Origin of the sequence: Bradyrhizobium erythrophlei, from assembly GCF_042430365.1 — a bacterium.
In the GTDB taxonomy this organism is placed as follows: Bacteria; Pseudomonadota; Alphaproteobacteria; order Rhizobiales; family Xanthobacteraceae; genus Bradyrhizobium; species Bradyrhizobium erythrophlei.
In genome coordinates this window covers 420,261-436,661 of record NZ_JBHMET010000274.1, presented here as the reverse complement: position 1 = coordinate 436,661, position 16,401 = coordinate 420,261, and the positions used below count along the sequence as shown (strand labels likewise).

Genomic DNA, 16,401 nt, shown 5'->3' with positions numbered 1-16,401 from the left:
TTGCGGCCCCGGCCTCGCAAACCCATTGCCCCCCGCCGGGGCCGCGGTCTTGTTCACCAGTAGGGATTCATCGGCAGGGAGCGCGCGTGCAGCTCAGGCTCGCGCGCCTACACGGCGTCGGCGTCGCCCGCCGTCAGAGGAAGCTGCGCAATCTCGTGATCTCGATGATCTGATGCGCCGACAGTATCCCGGTGATGACGGGGGGCTGCGGCGGCGTGTGAATCTCGTACAGGTGACGGGTGGGCTCCGGCTTGGCCATGAAATCACGCAAGCAACTGTCGAGCGTGCCTTCGCGCACCAGATAGCTGCTTCCGCCCGCAACGCGTTCGTTGTTTCGTGAGGGCCATTTGCGAAGCGTGGCGGGGGCATCGAAACTGATATGCACGCTGTCCGTCATCTTCTGGCGCTAGATCCTGTAGTGCTCGCGATACCACGCGATGAAGTTACGGATGCCGATCTCGATCGACGTGGACGGCGAGAATCCGGTGTCGCGCATCAGATCGTCAACATCCGCGAATGTCTCCAGCACGTCGCCGGGCTGCATCGGCAGCATCTCCATCGCCGCCGTTCGTCCGAGTTCCCGCTCGATCAAGCCGACGACGTGCATCAGCTCTTCCGGACGATGATTGCCGACGTTGTAGACCTTGGCGGGAGCATTCGCAGCATCCGGGTTATCAGCTGGAATGCGATCGATCAACCTGGATACGACGCGGGTGACATCGTCGACATAGGTGAAGTCGCGTTTCATCTTGCCGTGGTTGAAGAGCCTGATCGGCTTGCCCTCGACGATCGCGTTGGCAAACAGGAACATCGCCATGTCGGGCCGTCCCCACGGTCCGTAGATGGTGAAGAACCGCAGGCCCGTGACCGGAAGTCGATACAGATGGCTGTAGGATTGCGCCATCACCTCGTTGGCCTTCTTGGTCGCGGCATAGAAGCTTACGGGGTGGTCGGTCCGGTCCTGCGTCGAGAACGGCAGCTTGGTATTGGCGCCGTAAACCGACGACGACGAGGCATAGATCAGGTGACGGCAGCCGTGATGCCTGCAGCCCTCGAGGACGTTGAGGAATCCTTCGAGATTGGCGTCGGCATAGGTATGCGGATGCTCGATCGAGTATCGCACGCCGGCTTGCGCAGCCAGGTGGATCACGGTGGCGAAGCGATGCGACGCGAACAACTCGGCGATCGCCGCACGATTCGCGAGATCGGTCTGATGAAAGGAGAAGCCGCGCTCGTCGCGCAGAATGCCGAGACGAGCGCGCTTCAACGCCGGATCGTAATAGCTATTGACGTTGTCCAGGCCGATGACGCGCCGGCCCTCGGCGAGCAGCTGGCGAGCCACGTGAAAGCCGATGAATCCAGCTGCTCCCGTCACCAGGACGTCGTTGTCGACAATTGAACCCAAATGCGATGGCACCGTAGTCCCAGTCATGAACTCTTGCCGAGGCAGAGACGGAAGCAGCCACTCAACTCATTTTCCAATCGCTGCCTCCAACGCTGGAGGATTGGTGAGAACGCAACAGACTATCAAGCCAGAGTCAAACGATACGTCGAGGTTCCGCCAAATGGGGTACCTCGCGTTCGTCCCGGTGTCACCGGATTCGAACGACCCGATCGGCCGCAATCCGTGTATCTGGTTCGTTATTGCGGTGAGATTCGATCAATGGCCGGTGAGCTGAGAAAGTTGGCCTGATGTGCGGGATCGTCGGCATTCTGGGACAGGCTCCGGTTTCGGAGCGTTTGGTCGATTCGCTGAAGCGGCTTGAGTATCGAGGGTACGACTCCGCGGGTGTCGCGACGCTTGACGGGGGCCGTCTGGAGCGCCGCCGTGCCGAGGGCAAGCTCAGGAACCTGGAAGCGCGGCTGCGTCGCGAGCCGCTCGGCGGCTACGCCGGCATCGGCCACACGCGCTGGGCCACGCACGGCAAGCCGACCGAGCACAATGCGCATCCGCACGCAACCGAACATGTCGCGGTGGTCCATAACGGCATCATCGAGAATTTTCGCGAATTACGTCAGGAACTCGAGGGGCAGGGCGCCAGGTTTGCCAGCGACACCGATACCGAGGTCGTCGCGCATCTGGTCAATTCCTATCTGCTGAAGGGCTATTCGCCGCAGGACGCGGTGAGCGCATCGTTGCCGCGATTGCGCGGCGCCTTTGCGCTGGCCTTCCTGTTCAGGGGCCATGGCGATCTCCTGATCGGCGCGCGCAAGGGCTCGCCGCTCGCGGTCGGATATGGCAAAGGCGAGACATATCTGGGTTCGGATGCGATTGCGCTGGCCCCGTTCACCGACACCATCAGCTACCTGGAGGATGGCGACTGGGTGGCGTTGTCACGCAACGGGGGAGTGATCCATGATGCCGGCGGCTCGGTTGTCTACCGCGAGGTGCTGAGGTCGGGTGCATCGTCGTTTCTGGTCGACAAGGCCAATTATCGCCACTTCATGGCAAAGGAGATTCACGAGCAGCCGGAAGTCGTCCGCCATACGCTCGCGCACTATGCCGACATGGCGGCGGAGAGGATCACGCTGCCGGTCAAGCTTCCGTTCCACTTCGGCGACATCGGTCGGATCACGATCACAGCCTGCGGCACCGCCAGCTATGCCGGGATCATCGCGAAGTACTGGTTCGAGAGGTTGGCGCGTCTCCCGGTCGAGGTCGATATCGCCTCCGAGTTCCGCTATCGCGAGGCGCCGCTGTGCAGAGGCGATCTCGCGATCTTCATCTCGCAATCCGGTGAAACCGCCGACACGCTGGCGGCGCTGCGTTACGCGAAGGAGCAGGGCGCGCACACGGTATCGGTCGTCAACGTTCCGACCTCCACGATCGCGCGCGAGAGCGAAACGGTGCTGCCGACCCTGGCCGGCCCCGAAATCGGCGTCGCCTCCACGAAGGCCTTCACCTGCCAGTTGATGGCGCTTGGCGCACTTGCGATCGCCGCAGGTACGGCGCGCGGCGAACTCTCGGGGATCGAGGAGAGGGAGCTCGTGAAGGGGCTGATCGAGGTGCCGCGGTTGATGGCGGCGGCGCTCGGCACCGAGCCGCAGATCGAGAAGCTTGCGCGCGACATCGCAAAGGCGCGCGATGTGCTCTATCTCGGCCGCGGCACCGGCTTTCCGCTTGCGCTCGAAGGTGCGCTGAAGCTGAAGGAAATCTCCTACATCCACGCCGAAGGCTACGCGGCGGGCGAGCTCAAGCACGGCCCGATTGCGCTGATCGACGAGAGCATGCCCGTCGTGGTTATTGCGCCGTTCGACCGGCTGTTCGAGAAGACGGTCTCCAATATGCAGGAAGTTGCCGCGCGTGGCGGCAGGATCATCCTGATCACGGACGCCAGGGGGGCCGCCGAGGCGACCATCGAGTCCGCCACCACGATCGTGTTGCCGGACATGGCGCCGACGTTTGCGCCGATGGCCTACGCCATTCCGGTCCAGTTGCTCGCCTACCATACCGCCGTGGTCATGGGTACGGACGTCGACCAGCCGCGCAATCTTGCCAAGTCCGTGACTGTCGAGTAGCGGTGATTGTCCGAGGGGGCGGGGGCGCCTGCTGGTGCCCTGGCAGGCGCTACGCGAAGATGTTCCCGACTTATTCTTGATGCAAGACTGGCGTCGCGGCCGGTCCGGAAGCAACTTGCCGCGCTGCGCGTCGGAGGAAAGGCAGTCCGCATGACCCGCGAGGAACGACAATTGCGCGAGGCGATCATCGCCAAGTGCCGGTGGATGAACGCGTCGGGCCTCAATCAGGGCACGTCGGGCAATATCTCCGCCCGTTACAACGACCGGATGCTGATCACGCCGTCGGCGACGCCTTATGACGCGATGAAGCCGGAGATGATCGCGTCGATGCCGATCGAAGGCGCCTATGGGGAATGGGAAGGACCGTTGCAGCCGTCCACCGAATGGCGCTTTCACCTCGACATCACGCGGGCCAGGACCGATGTGGGCGCCATCGTCCATACCCATTCGACCTACGCGACCGTGCTCGCGATTGCGCGGAAGCCGATCCCGGCCTGCCACTACATGATCGCGGCGTTCGGTGGCACCGATATCCGCTGTGCCGGCTATGCCCGCTACGGCACCGAGGAGCTGTCCGAACTGGCGATCGCGGCCCTCGAAGGGCGCAACGGCTGTCTGCTCGCCAATCACGGCATGATCGCGGTCGGCGCAAACCTCGACAAGGCGATGTGGCTCGCCGTCGAGCTCGAGACGATCGCACGCCAATACTACCTCTCGCTCGCGCTCGATTCGCGCGTCATCCTGACCGATGAGGAGATCGCCGAGACGGCGAAGGGATTCTCGACCTACGGCCTGCGGACGCCAAAACCGAAGCAGAGGGCGCGCGTGACGGCGAAGGCGACACCGCGCCGGGCGGAGAAGCGGCGGGGCGGCAAGCGATGACGGCACCTGTGCCGCGCGATGCCTGCCCGTGAAGGCCGCTCGTCGCGCGAACGAGGTTACCCGTCGACGAATTTGAGGCCGATCACGCCGACCAGGATCATCGCGAGGAAGGCCAGCCGGATCGGGCTGGCACTCTCGTTCAGCACAAGGATGCCGGCGATGGCGACGCCGAGCGCGCCGATGCCGACCCAGACCGCGTAGGCGGTGCCGACCGGCAGGGCCTTGAGCGCGGCTCCCAGCATCACGAAGCTTACCACCGCGGAAGCGATGCCGACGACGCTCGGCCAAAACCGGGTAAAGCCGCCCATCTCCTTCAGCGCGAGCGCCCAGACGATCTCGAGCAACCCCGCGCCCACCAACATCAGCCAATACATCCTCATGCTCCCGTCGCTTGCATTGCATAAGCGACGATGTGGACAGGACGGTTCGAATTGGCGACGTGCTAGTTTGGCATTCGGAGTTGCATCCGCGCACAGCGCGGGCCTCGCGGGCGGCTCAGAGCTGCCGGGTGGGCGCGTCGTTTCAGGGGGAGCGGCCTTCCATCAGATCGCGCTGGCGTTGCAGCGCGTCGGCCATGAATTCGATGAATGCGCTGACGCGCGCAGTCCGACGCAGATCCTCATGGGTGAGCACCCACAGCGCCGAATCGATGTCATCGATCAAGGGGCCGATCCGAACGAGGCCAGGAAGGCCGTCGGCGAGGTAGCACGGCAGCGCCGCGGCGCCGAGGCCGGCGCGGACGCAATGGGCCATGGCAACGAGCGAATCCACGCGCAGTGCGATGTCCGCGTCCGGCAGCGCAGATTTCATCCAGCGCGCAACGCCCGAGCTTGCAAGGCTGTCGTCAGGGACGATCCAGCGCAGGGCCGCCAGATCGATCGTCTCCCTCGTCGCGATGTAGCCGGGCGAGGCGTAGACCGCAAACTTCACGTTGGCGACCCGCCGTCCGACCAGGGTCTCCGGCGGCTGGGCCACCGGGCGAATCGCCACGTCGGCATCGCGCTGCGTGAGATTCGCCATCGGGTTCTGGATCGCCAGTTGCAGTTCGACCGCCGGATAGCGCTCGCGGAAGGCCGCCAACATCGGCGGCAGCACCGAATAGAACAGCGTGTCGGTCGTGGTGACGCGCAGCGGCCCTTCGAAGCGGAGGTCCTGCCCGGACAGCTTGCGCTCCAGTTCGGTCACGGTTTCGGCCATCTTGCGGGCGGTTGCGAGAAGTTCCTGGCCGCCGGCGGTCAGCGCGTATCCCGAAGGCAGCCGGTCGAACAGGCGGATGCCAAGCCGCTCCTCGAAGGCGTTCACGCGCCTCAGCACGGTGGTGTGGTTGACGCCAAGGATGCGGGCGGCGCCGGCAAGCGAGCTTGCCTCCGCCACGGCGAGCACCATGCGGAGATCTTCCCAGTCGATCCGGTGACTGCGGCTGTCAGAAGGGTTGTGCATTATTGCAATAAGGTATCGCACAAATGCCGACTGAGCGAGGAGAAATGCCCGACTATATGTCCGGCGACGCAGATGATGTGGAAGCGTCCCGGACGCGGAGCCCGCGATGAAGCTGATGATCGACGGCACGTGGCGAGGTGACGTCGCGCAGGTATCTGCTGAGGTGGATGCCGAGAGCGTGATCCATGCCGGTCTGTTTCGCGATCGGATTGAAGCTGGCACCGACGGCGATGCCCCGGAGCCTGGCCGCTATCACCTCTACATCTCCTTTGCCTGTCCGTTCGCCCACCGAACCATTCTGGCGCGAGCGCTGCTCGGACTTGAGCACACGATCGGCATGAGCGTGCTGCATCCACGCTGGAACACCGGCGACGGGTGGGTGTTCGGCGAGACGCCGTTTTCCACGCCGGACCTTGCCGGCAACCGATTCACGCATCTACACCAGGCGTATGCAGCCTCCGATGCGAGCTATACAGGCAAGGTTACGGTGCCGGTGCTGTGGGATCGCAAGGCCCGTCGGATCGTCTCGAACGAATCGGTCGAGATTGTCGAGATGCTGAGCGACGCGTTCCGCGGTCGTTGGCGGAAGCTGGATCTGTTCCCGCTGCGCCTGCGGGATGCGATCGCGACGTTGAATCGGCGGATCGCGGAGGATCTGGCAGGGGGCGTCTACGCGCGCTGGCGCCCGGCGATCTCATCTTCACCGGTACACCGGCCGGCGTCGGGCCGGTGGTCCCAGGCGACCGCATGGTCGGCGCCGTCGCTGGTCTCGGCGAGGTTTCCTTCACCATCGGCGAACGGAGTGCGCGATGATCATGCTGCCCACCGACCGCTTGTCCTATTCACCGATCATCGATCGCCCGCCGCTCAAGCTACCGGGTGATGCGCGGCTCGCCGTCTGGGTGATCGTCAATGTGGAAGAGTGGGACCCGCGCGAGACCATGCCGCGCACCGTCCTGACGCCGCCGGCCGGCGGCTCGCCGAGCTCGGATATCCCGAACTGGGCCTGGCACGAATACGGCAACCGAGTCGGCTTCTGGCGCATGCTCGAGGTCCTGGACACGCTGCGCATCAAGGCCGTGCTCGCCATCAACGGGTCGGCGATCGCAGCCTACGAGCCGATCGCGCGGGCGGCGCGCGACCGCGGCTGGGAGTTGGCCACGGCTTTCCGCAGAAGAACATGCAGAAGGTCGCCAACGAGCGCGAGGACATTGCCATGACCACGAAGGCCATCGCCGACTTTGTCGGTCGCAGGCCGCGCGGCTGGCTCGGCCCGGGGCTCACCGAGACCTGGGAAACGCCTGATATCCTGGTTGAGGAAGGCTACGACTATGTTTGCGACTGGGTGCTGGACGATCAGCCGGTCACGCTCAAGACGCGCAGCCGGCCGATCGTCAACATTCCCTATACCCAGGAATGCAACGACGTCGCCATGATGCTGATCCAGCATCACAAGGCCTCCGAATACCGCGATCGCGCGATCGACCAGTTCGAGCAGCTCTACGCCGATGCGCGCTCGTCGGCGCGTGTCATGGCACTCGTGGTCCATCCCTACATCATGGGCGCGCCGCATCGCCTGCGTTATTTCCGCGAGGCGCTCGAGCATATCGCCGGCAAGCCCGGCGTGCTGTTCCGCACTGGCGAAGAGATTCTCGACTGGCATCGCGCGGCTTCGAAAGGCTGAGCCGACGGCAATTCGCTCCCGGTGTCCGGCGGCGACGCCGAACGCCGCAATTAACGACAATCAATTTGCAGGGAGGCACCTTTGAGCAGCGAAACCACAATCATGACGGCGGCAGACGCGCGCCCGTTGCCACAGCGCCTGATCCTGCCGATGTTCGGGATCCTGCTTGCGTCCTACGTCATCAATGCGATGGACCGCCAGATCTTCCCGCTGATCGCGGCCGATGTGCGCAAGGAGTACGGCTTTTCCCTCGCCGACACCGGGTTGCTTTCCACGATCTTCACGCTCGGGATGGCGTTGGCGGGATGGCCGACCGGATATCTGCTCGCGCGCTTCAGCCGCAAGACCGTGCTGCAGATCGGGATTGCGATTTTCTCCGCCGGTACGCTGCTGACGGCGTTTGCGACCAGCATGGCCGACATGCTGGTCTATCGCGCAGCGACCGGCATCGGTGAGGCCATGCAGCTCACCGCGCTGATCGCGATCGCGACCACCGCGTTCGTCGGTGCCCGCGCGGTCGCCGTCGGCGCCGTCAATGCCTCCTTCGGCATCGGCGCGATGGTGGGGCGGCTGTTGGCAAATCACGCGCTTGCCGCCTACGGCAACTGGCGCGGGCCGATCATCCTGTTCGGCGCGATCGGCTTTGTGGCGATGGTTGTCATCGCAATCGTGGTACGTCCGTCGCTCACCGAGTTGCGTGGCCGGGCCGATGGCGCGCAGCTCGAAGGCGGCGCCGCCACGCTGATGAACCGCAACACCGTCATCCTGACGGTCCTCAGCGTGATCGGCGGCTTCATCATTTACGGCTATCTCGGCATGTACCCGGTGTTCCTGCGCGAGCAGCTGCACTTTACCCTGGCTGATACCGGTCTCGTCATGAGCATCTACGGTGTCGGCGTGTTGTGCTCGCTGATCGGTGGATGGCTCGGCGACCGATTCTCGCCGCGCGCGGTGCTGGGCCTCGCCTTCCTTGGTGCTGCGGTGCTCGGCTATCTCCTGTTTTCCGCGGCGCAGAGCTTTGCGACCCAGGCGCTGTTGTCGTTCTGCTGGGGCTTCATCGTCAGCGGCACGATCTACGTCAATCTTGCCGCCCTTCACGTCAAGGCCGTGGTCGCGCCGCTTGCGGGCCGTGCCTCCGGCGTATTCGTGACCAGTCTCTACGGAGCCGCGGCGCTCGCTGGTTACCTGATCGGGTTTCTCGCTAGTCTCGCCGGCTGGAGCCATGCCGGTCTGATCCAGATCACGGTGTTGTCGGGACTTGGCCTGCTGTTGTCACTGGTGCTGCAGCCAGGCCTGATGTCCGTGCGCAAGGCATAGCCGCCACCTCGCGAGCACGTGGTCGGTCCGCGGATGGACCGGCTACCGCGCGACCTTGCATCTGAGAACGCAGCAACGTCGATGCCTCTTGATGGCACAAGCTGCAGCGGCGCGTTGCCCTTGACAGACGCGCGGGAGTTGGTACGTTTTCGGCACGCGACCCTTCGTCTACGACACGCAGAGCTCAATAACGAGATGCGTTGGGTCGCTTAATCGTAAGCACAGCGGTCGGTGTAAGGAGCATCAGCTCGGCGCCCGCCACCAGCACGCCGAGGAAGTGCTATGGTGAAAACGGGAAGCGACCATCGCAGGTCGCTGATTGACGGTCGGTCCGTCTATATCAATTCCGAAAAGGTCGATGACGTAACGACTTATCGTGCGTTCGCGCGCTCGGTCACGTCGGCCTGCAATCTCTACGACTACCAAGCCGCAAATCTGGAGAAGATGACGTTCCGTTCGCCGTCCAACGGCAAGGACGTCAATCGCCTGTGGCAATTGCCGAAATCGCATCGCGACCTGGTCGCGCGCCGCAAGGCGCTCGAAGCCTGGGCCGAAACCACCTGTGGAATGCTCGGCCGCTCCCCGGACCATGTCGGCTCGTCGCTCGCCGGCATGTATATGGGGCGCAAGGTGTTCGAGAAATACGACCCGAAACGAGCCCAGGCGCTGGCCGACTATTTCGAATACGCACGCGACAACGATCTGTATCTCTCCTACGTCATCATCAATCCCCAGGCCGACAAATCGAAGGGATCATCCGCCCAGCCGGGCGAGGATCTCGTCGCGCGAATCGTCGACGAGGATCACGAAGGGATCACGATCCGCGGTGCCAAGATGCTCGGCACCGGTGCGGTCTTCGCCAACGAGCTCCTGGTCGCGGGCTTCATGGGCCTGCAGGCCGGCGAGGAGGCTTACGCCTTCACTGCGATGGTGCCGATGAATGCGAAGGGTCTCAAGGCCTTCTCGCGCAAATCCTACGAGGAAGCCGCGGTCTCGCTGTTCGACAATCCGCTCTCCAGCCAGTTCGACGAGAACGACGCCGTCATATACTTCGATGATGTCAAGATTCCGTGGGAGCGGGTGCTGGTGCATCGCGATGTGCAGATGGGTCAGGCGCAATGGTTCGACACCCGCGCGCATGTCTACCAGAACTACCAGTGCCAGATCCGCCTGATGGTGAAGTTGCGCTTCCTGATGGGCGCCGTCCGCAAGATCGCGGAGGTCAACGGCATCATCAACTTTCCGCAAGTGCGCGAGACGCTCGGTCTCCTGGCCGCGAAAGCGACCGCGATCGAAAGCATGGTCATCGCGATGGAGGCGGCGGGCGAGAGCTACGGCGAGTATTTCGTGCCGAGCCGCAACATCCTGTCGGCGTCGCAGGTGCTGGCCCAACAGATCTATCCCGAGGTGGTCGAGGCGATCCGCACGCTCGCAGGCGGCGGGCTGATCATGCTGCCGTCGAGCGCGCATGACTTCTCCAATCCGGAGTTTGCGTCCATCATCAGCAAGACGCAGCGATCCTCGGCGGCGACGCCGGAAGAGCGGGTCAAGCTGTTCAAGCTCGTTTGGGACGCGATCGGATCGGAGTTCGGCTCGCGCCACCTGCAGTATGAGATGTTTTATTCGGGGGCGACCTTCGTCACCCGCGGTCATTCCTTCCGTTACTTCGACTGGGACCGGTCGAAGGGGATGATCGAAGAGTTCATGGCCACCTACGACCTTCCGGACGCGTCCGGCAGCGCGAGCGGCATTACCGCGCGCGCCGCCGAATAATCGCAACCTCCGCAGCGTCGAGGTCAAGTCATGGATTCATCGTCCCTCCGGGAAGACGATATTGTTGCGCCCGGCGACGTCGCCCGCGCCTTGCGGCAATGCCTCGGGCACTTCGCGACGGGCGTCGCTGTGGTCTCCTACGAGACAGCAGCCTTCGAGGTGCGCGGGTTGACGGTCAACTCGTTCACGTCGGTCTCGCTCGATCCGCCGCTGGTGCTGATCTGCCTGAACAAGAGGTCGCGGGCGATCGAGCATCTCCCCCGGACCCCGTTTGCGGTGAACGTGCTCGGCGCCGACCAGCGCGATCTCGCCTGGCATTTTGCGGGCAGAGCGACCGATACGCAGCCGATCTGGCGCCGTGTCGGCAACGTGCCGCTGCTCGCGCAATCTCTGGCATGGATGACGTGCGAGCCTTGGTCGAACTGTGACGCCGGCGACCATGTGATCCTGATCGGCCATGTCCAGGAGTTCGGCGTCAGCCAGCAGGCACCGCTGTGCTTCTACCGGGGTGAGTTCATCGGCATCGCGCCTTCCGCGCTGCCCGAGCCGGCAATCGGCAGAGAGGCGGCGACATGAACGGCAGCGCGGGTGAGACCGGCGGACGCGAAACTCGGGCCGTCGATCCGGCGATCCTTTACCTCGGCACGCCGGTGGTGCTGATCGGCACCCAGAACGAGGACGGCATGCCCAACCTGGCGCCGATGTCGTCGGCATGGTGGCTGGGGTGGGGGTGCATGCTCGGGCTCAATGCAAGCTCGAAGACGCTCGAGAACCTGCAGCGAACCGGGCAATGCGTGCTCAACATGCCCTCGGCCGATCTCGTCGCCTGCGTCGACCGCATTGCGCTGACAACGGGTAGCAACCCGGTTCCGGCCAACAAGGTCGGGATGGGGTTTCGCTATGTTGCCGACAAGTTCGGGCTGGCGCAGCTCACGCCGGCGGCCGGCGACACCGTGATGGCGCCTCGCGCGATCGAATGTCCGGTGCAGATGGAGGCGGTGGTCGAGCAGATCACGCCGTTTGGGGCGACCAACCCCCGCATCCGCACCAAGATGCTGGCGATCGAGGTGCGGATTACCCGCGTCCACGCACATCCCGACATTCTGGTCGACGGAAACCCGAATCGGATCGATCCGGACAAGTGGCGGCCGTTGATCATGAGCTTCCGCGAATTCTACGGCCTCGGAGGACGCGTTCACCAGTCGCGGCTCGCAGGTTTTCCGGAAGACAAATTCCGCCCGCCGGCACAGCCCTACAGCGCAAATCAACAACCACTCCAACTCGCGGAGCCACTCAAATGAAGCAATTTTTGCAAGTGAAGCATTTCCTGCGCGGTGTGTCGGCGACCATTGTTTTCGCAAGCATTTCACTCGTCAATGCGCAAGCCAATACCGCGATCAAGATCGGCTCGTTCGCGGCGATGAGCGGCGCGAACGCGTTCTTGGCGAGCCGACCAAGAAGACGCTCGAACTGTTCGTCGCCAGGATCAACAAGGAGGGCGGTATCAACGGTCACCCGATCGAGTTGATCCTTTACGACTCCAAGACCAATGCCAAGGACGCGGCGGCCATCGCCCGGCGCCTGATCGACCAGGACAATGTCGATCTCGTGGTCGGCGGCACGAGCACCGGCGAAACCATGGCGGCGCTGCCTTACTTCGAGGAGACCGGGACGCCGTTCATCTCGCTCGCCGGCTCCACCATCATCATCGATCCCGTCAAGAAATACGTCTTCAAGACGCCGCACACCGATCTGATGTCGGTCGAGAAAGCCTTTGAGCGCATTGGGCAGGAGGGCTTGTCCAAGGTCGGTCTGTTGTCCGGCGCCGGCGGGTACGACCAGTCCTTCCGGAAGAATGCCAACGAAGCGGCTGCCCGCTACAAGATGCAGATCGTTGCCGACGAACAACATGGCGCCGGCGACACGGATCTGACCCCGCAGCTCACGAAGATCCGGGCCGCGGCCCCGGATGCGGTGATCTATTGCGGCGCTGGCGCGTCGTCGTCGATCGCGGCGAAGAATTACCGGCAGCTTGGCCTCAAGCCAAAGCTGTACCTGACGGTGGGCGTCGGCTCGACCGCCTATATCGAAGGTTCCGAAGGCGCCGCCGAGGGCACGCGCGTGACCGGTTCGGCGCTGCTGGCCTTCAAGGATCTGTCGCCCAATGATCCCATCTATGCGCCGACCAAGACCTTTGTCGAGGCTTATGAAGGCGCGTTCAAGGAGCCGGCGTCGAACTTCGGCGGCTATGCCTATGACGCCCTGATGATCGCGGTCGCGGCACTGAAGAAGGCCGGATCAACCGACAAGGAGAAGATTCGCGAAGCCATCGAGTCCTTGCAGAAATTCCCCGGCGTGACCGGCGTCTACTCCTACTCCGCGACGAACCACCTCGGCCTGACCTCTGAAGCGCTGCGTGTGCTCGAGGTGAGGGACAGTCAGTACCGGTTTGCGAACTGACCGCGGAGCGGGAGGGCCGAGATGACCGACTTTCTGCAGTTCATCGTCGCGGGTCTCAGCCAGGGTGCCATCTATGCCCTGGTCGCGCTCGGCTTCTCGTTGATCTACCGCGCCACCAACATCGTGAACTTCGCCCAGGGCGAGTTCGTGATGATCGGGGGGCTTGGTACCGCGAGCGGCCTGCTGTGGGGTTTGCCCGGATGGCTCGCGTTGGCGATGAGCCTGTCGATCGCGGTCGCCTGCGCGTTTCTCCTGCACAGCGTGCTGGTGCGGTTGACGAAATCGGCCTCGATCACGCTGATCATCATTGTCACCATGGGTGCGTCGATCACACTGCGCGGCGCCGCCCAGATCGTCTGGGGCGGAAATTTTCATTCGCTGCCGTCGATTGCCGGCGCGGAGCCGCTGCGCATCGCAGGTGTCGCGATCATGCCGCAGACGATCCTGGTCCTGGCCGGTACGGCGCTGATCGTCGTCCTCCTCGACTACCTGCTGCGACATACGCGGTTCGGCAAGGCGATGGCCGCCGCCGCGATCAATCCGCGCGCGGCGGCGCTGGTCGGAATCGATCTGGCCAAGGTCAACGCAGCGACAATCCTGATCGCCGCGCTGTTGGGCGCCATCGCGGGATTCCTCGTGACGCCGTTGTCGATGGTTCAATTCGAGTCGGGCCTGATGTTCGGCCTGAAAGGCTTTGCCGCCGCGGTGCTCGGCGGTCTCGGCGGCCTTTATGGTGTTGTGGCTGGCGGCCTCCTGCTCGGGGTCACTGAGGCCCTTGGCGCGGGGTACCTGTCGTCGACCTACAAGGACGCGCTGGCGTTCATTCTGATCATCGCCGTGCTTCTCACCCGCCCGAGCGGCTTGTTCGGACGACTGCGGCAGGAAAGGGTGTGACGATGTTCTTTCTGCCGAAGCAACCCTGGCGGCTTTTGCTGTTCACCGCGGTCCTCGTCATCCTGCCATTCATTTTCACCAGCAAGTTCCAGCTCTCGATCCTGCTGCTGGTCGGCATCAACGCGATCGTCTGCGTGGGATTGAATCTCCTGGTCGGCAATACCGGGCAGATCAGTCTCGGCCATGCGGCGTTCTTCGGGATCGGCGCCTATGCCAGCGCGATCCTGACCGGCGACTATGATTGGAGCGCGATCGCGGCCGCCTCGGTTGGGCTGGTGGTGTCGTGCACGATTGCCGCCGCCGTCGGATGGCCCATCCTGCGGTTGAAGGACAATTATCTGGCGATGGCGACGCTCGGCGTCGGCCTCGTGATCTATCTGGTGCTTGCCCATGAGCTCGCGATCACAGGCGGGCCTGATGGCCGTGCGGTGAAGTCGGTCGTGATGGCCGGGACGCGGTTGCGCGGCGAGGCGACGTGGTACTGGATCATTGCCGGCGCACTGGTGCTCAGTGTCTGGATGGCCGAGAACCTGTCGTCCTCGCCCTGGGGATTGGCGCTGCGCGCCATCCACGCCTCTGAACCGGCGTCCGCCGCCGTCGGGATCGACGTGCACTCACTCAAGGTCGCGGTGTTCGTGTTCTCGGCATGCCTCGCGGCTTTCGCGGGAAGCCTCTATGCGCATGCGTACGCCTTCGTCACGCCCGAACTGTCCGGCTTCATGCGCTCGGTGGAATTGATCGTGATGATCGTGATTGGCGGATTGGGCAGCGTGTATGGCGGGGTGATTGGCGCGGCCATCGTCGTCATCCTGCCTCAGGTGCTCACTGTCGCCAAGGATTTCGAACAGCTCGTCTTCGGCGTGATGCTGATCTCGATTGCGTTCGTGATGCGACAGGGCCTGCTGCCGACCATTGCTGGCGTGCTCGGGGCACGACGATGAGCGCGCTCGTAACGCGTGACCTCAAGGTGCATTTCGGCGGCGTGAAGGCCCTCGACGGCGTGTCGCTGACGCTTCGGCAGGGTGGCGTCCACGCGATCATCGGCCCGAACGGCGCCGGCAAGACCTCGCTCATCAACGCCATCACCGGCGTGTACCGGGCCACGGCTGGAAGCGTCTGCCTCGACGGGACCGACGTGACGGATCTGCCAGCCCACAAGCTCGCTGGTCGAGGTGTCACCCGGACGTTCCAGAACCTGCAGATCTTCTGGACCATGACGGCGCTGGAGAATGTCGTCTGCGGCTTCTACCTGCAAAGCCGCCATGGCTTCTGGCGCAGCTTGCTGCGAACGCCTGCGTTGGTGCGGCGATCGCGCATCATCGAACAGGAGGCCCGCGCGATCCTAGCGAAGGTGGGTCTCGGCGATCGTGAGACAGAGATGGCAAAGAACCTCTCCTATGGCGAGCTCAAGCGGCTCGAGATCGCTCGTGCGATCGCAAGCCGTCCCAGGATCCTGTTCCTCGATGAGCCGGTTGCGGGATGTACCAGCGCCGAGAAGAAGGCATTGGGTCAGGTGATCCGTGCGATGGCGGATGCAACCGATGCCACGATCGTGCTGGTCGAGCACGACATGAAGCTGGTGATGTCGATCTCGGACCGGGTGACGGTGCTGGTTCGCGGCAGGGTCTTCGCCGATGGCACGGCGGATGCCGTGCGTAACGATGCGGGGGTTATCGAGGCCTATCTCGGAGCGCGGAAGCCGAAGCAGGAGAAGAGCTATGCGGCTGCAGGTTGAAGGCGTCTCCAGTCACTATGATCGCATCCGGGCGCTCGACGATGTCAATATCGACGTCGCACAGGGCGAGATCGCGGCCCTGATCGGGGCGAACGGCGCGGGCAAGACCACGCTGCTGAATGTGATCTCCGGCGTGCAACCGTTGAGCGGTGGACGTCTGCAGTATGACGGCCAGGACCTCGCGGCAGCGCCCGCGGCAGAACGCGTCAGGCGCGGTATTGTCCAGGTGCCGGAGGGCCGGCAGGTCTTCGCGCCGCTGACCGTGCGGGAAAATCTGGAGCTCGGCGCCTATACGCGCCCCGTCGATAGCATCGAGCGGACGATCGCAGAAGTATTCGAGTTGTTTCCGGTGCTGGCGGCGCGACAGTCGGCGGAGGCCGGTGCCTTGTCAGGTGGTGAACAGCAGATGCTGGCGATCGGGCGTGCGCTCATGTCCGAACCGCGGCTTCTGCTGCTCGACGAACCTTCGCTCGGGCTCGCGCCGCAGGTGATCTCGTTCATCTTCGAGCGCGTGCGTGAGCTGAACGAGAAGGGCATGTCCATCCTGCTGGTGGAACAGAACGCCTCGATCGCCCTCGAACTCGCCGATCGCGCCTATGTGTTGGAGACCGGCAGTGTCGTGATGACCGGGTCGGGGCTTGAGCTGCTTGGAAATCCAAATGTCCAGTCGGCCTATCTCGGCATCTGAAACAGGAGA

18 protein-coding genes and 2 pseudogenes are annotated in these 16,401 nt (G+C 63.8%); 15 read left to right on the top strand and 5 right to left on the bottom strand.

Features of this window, described 5'->3' with window-relative positions; genetic code table 11:
* Positions 1-133: 133 nt before the first annotated feature.
* Both ACFFWD_RS43970 and ACFFWD_RS43965 read right to left on the bottom strand, forming a co-directional pair.
* Positions 134-397, bottom strand: a complete 264-nt coding sequence (locus ACFFWD_RS43970; RefSeq protein ID WP_376975703.1) for a hypothetical protein — start codon at positions 395-397, stop codon at positions 134-136.
* Between the two features lie 9 nt (positions 398-406).
* Positions 407-1,432 (bottom strand): NAD-dependent epimerase, encoded by a 1,026-nt coding sequence (locus ACFFWD_RS43965; protein WP_376975702.1) that lies wholly within the window; start codon positions 1,430-1,432, stop codon positions 407-409.
* A 260-nt stretch (positions 1,433-1,692) separates the two neighbouring features.
* Between ACFFWD_RS43965 and glmS the strand changes: the two genes are divergently transcribed.
* Together glmS and ACFFWD_RS43955 are read left to right on the top strand one after the other, a co-directional pair.
* The gene (gene glmS / locus ACFFWD_RS43960; RefSeq protein WP_376975701.1) at positions 1,693-3,519 is read left to right on the top strand and encodes a glutamine--fructose-6-phosphate transaminase (isomerizing); all 1,827 of its coding nucleotides are present in this window, start codon (positions 1,693-1,695) and stop codon (positions 3,517-3,519) included.
* A gap of 150 nt (positions 3,520-3,669) precedes the next feature.
* On the top strand, positions 3,670-4,401 hold the full coding sequence (locus tag ACFFWD_RS43955; RefSeq protein WP_376975700.1) for a class II aldolase/adducin family protein: 732 nt from the start codon (positions 3,670-3,672) through the stop codon (positions 4,399-4,401).
* Positions 4,402-4,457: 56 nt separating this feature from the next.
* On the opposite strand, the gene ACFFWD_RS43950 is transcribed toward ACFFWD_RS43955, so the two are convergent.
* Together ACFFWD_RS43950 and ACFFWD_RS43945 are read right to left on the bottom strand one after the other, a co-directional pair.
* Positions 4,458-4,775: a DMT family transporter gene (locus ACFFWD_RS43950; protein ID WP_376975699.1), complete on the bottom strand. Its 318-nt coding sequence runs from the start codon at positions 4,773-4,775 to the stop codon at positions 4,458-4,460.
* Between the two features lie 148 nt (positions 4,776-4,923).
* Entirely contained in the window at positions 4,924-5,841 is a 918-nt protein-coding gene (locus tag ACFFWD_RS43945) for a LysR family transcriptional regulator (protein ID WP_376975698.1), read from the bottom strand.
* A gap of 106 nt (positions 5,842-5,947) precedes the next feature.
* Here ACFFWD_RS43945 and ACFFWD_RS43940 point away from each other — a divergent pair.
* From ACFFWD_RS43940 to ACFFWD_RS43905, 8 genes and pseudogenes are all read left to right on the top strand, one after another.
* Positions 5,948-6,394: pseudogene (locus tag ACFFWD_RS43940) on the top strand (glutathione S-transferase family protein); the annotation flags it as partial.
* A gap of 125 nt (positions 6,395-6,519) precedes the next feature.
* Positions 6,520-6,654 (top strand): annotated as a pseudogene (locus tag ACFFWD_RS43935) (fumarylacetoacetate hydrolase family protein); the annotation flags it as partial.
* Entirely contained in the window at positions 6,651-7,061 is a 411-nt protein-coding gene (locus ACFFWD_RS43930; RefSeq protein WP_376975697.1) for a polysaccharide deacetylase family protein, read from the top strand. The pseudogene ACFFWD_RS43935 and the gene ACFFWD_RS43930, both read left to right, overlap by 4 nt.
* On the top strand, positions 7,058-7,525 hold the full coding sequence (locus tag ACFFWD_RS43925; protein WP_376975696.1) for a polysaccharide deacetylase family protein: 468 nt from the start codon (positions 7,058-7,060) through the stop codon (positions 7,523-7,525). The genes ACFFWD_RS43930 and ACFFWD_RS43925 overlap by 4 nt, the downstream gene beginning before the upstream one ends.
* A 102-nt stretch (positions 7,526-7,627) precedes the next feature.
* Complete coding sequence (locus tag ACFFWD_RS43920; protein ID WP_376975694.1) at positions 7,628-8,842, top strand: MFS transporter; 1,215 nt, start codon at positions 7,628-7,630, stop codon at positions 8,840-8,842.
* 282 nt (positions 8,843-9,124) lie between these two features.
* Positions 9,125-10,615, top strand: coding sequence for a 4-hydroxyphenylacetate 3-hydroxylase family protein (locus ACFFWD_RS43915; protein WP_376975693.1), 1,491 nt, complete (start codon positions 9,125-9,127; stop codon positions 10,613-10,615).
* A gap of 30 nt (positions 10,616-10,645) precedes the next feature.
* Positions 10,646-11,191, top strand: coding sequence for a flavin reductase family protein (locus ACFFWD_RS43910; RefSeq protein WP_376975692.1), 546 nt, complete (start codon positions 10,646-10,648; stop codon positions 11,189-11,191).
* Positions 11,188-11,916, top strand: a complete 729-nt coding sequence (locus tag ACFFWD_RS43905) for a flavin reductase family protein (RefSeq protein WP_376975691.1) — start codon at positions 11,188-11,190, stop codon at positions 11,914-11,916. The genes ACFFWD_RS43910 and ACFFWD_RS43905 overlap by 4 nt, the downstream gene beginning before the upstream one ends.
* Here ACFFWD_RS43905 and ACFFWD_RS43900 read toward each other — a convergent pair.
* Positions 11,909-12,130, bottom strand: coding sequence for a hypothetical protein (locus ACFFWD_RS43900; RefSeq protein ID WP_376975690.1), 222 nt, complete (start codon positions 12,128-12,130; stop codon positions 11,909-11,911). The two genes, ACFFWD_RS43905 and ACFFWD_RS43900, sit on opposite strands and share 8 nt — an antisense overlap.
* Between ACFFWD_RS43900 and ACFFWD_RS43895 the strand changes: the two genes are divergently transcribed.
* Genes ACFFWD_RS43895 through ACFFWD_RS43875 form a run of 5 tightly spaced genes read left to right on the top strand, consistent with a single transcriptional unit; the run spans position 12,086 to position 16,392 of the window.
* Positions 12,086-13,075 (top strand): ABC transporter substrate-binding protein, encoded by a 990-nt coding sequence (locus tag ACFFWD_RS43895; protein WP_376975982.1) that lies wholly within the window; start codon positions 12,086-12,088, stop codon positions 13,073-13,075. The genes ACFFWD_RS43900 and ACFFWD_RS43895 overlap by 45 nt on opposite strands.
* Before the next feature lie 21 nt (positions 13,076-13,096).
* Positions 13,097-13,969, top strand: a complete 873-nt coding sequence (locus tag ACFFWD_RS43890) for a branched-chain amino acid ABC transporter permease (protein ID WP_376975689.1) — start codon at positions 13,097-13,099, stop codon at positions 13,967-13,969.
* Positions 13,970-13,971: 2 nt separating this feature from the next.
* Complete coding sequence (locus tag ACFFWD_RS43885) at positions 13,972-14,910, top strand: branched-chain amino acid ABC transporter permease (RefSeq protein WP_376975981.1); 939 nt, start codon at positions 13,972-13,974, stop codon at positions 14,908-14,910.
* Positions 14,907-15,704: an ABC transporter ATP-binding protein gene (locus ACFFWD_RS43880; protein WP_376975688.1), complete on the top strand. Its 798-nt coding sequence runs from the start codon at positions 14,907-14,909 to the stop codon at positions 15,702-15,704. The genes ACFFWD_RS43885 and ACFFWD_RS43880 overlap by 4 nt, the downstream gene beginning before the upstream one ends.
* The gene (locus tag ACFFWD_RS43875; protein WP_376975687.1) at positions 15,688-16,392 is read left to right on the top strand and encodes an ABC transporter ATP-binding protein; all 705 of its coding nucleotides are present in this window, start codon (positions 15,688-15,690) and stop codon (positions 16,390-16,392) included. Before ACFFWD_RS43880 ends, ACFFWD_RS43875 begins: the two co-directional genes overlap by 17 nt.
* The last annotated feature ends 9 nt before the right edge of the window (positions 16,393-16,401 follow it).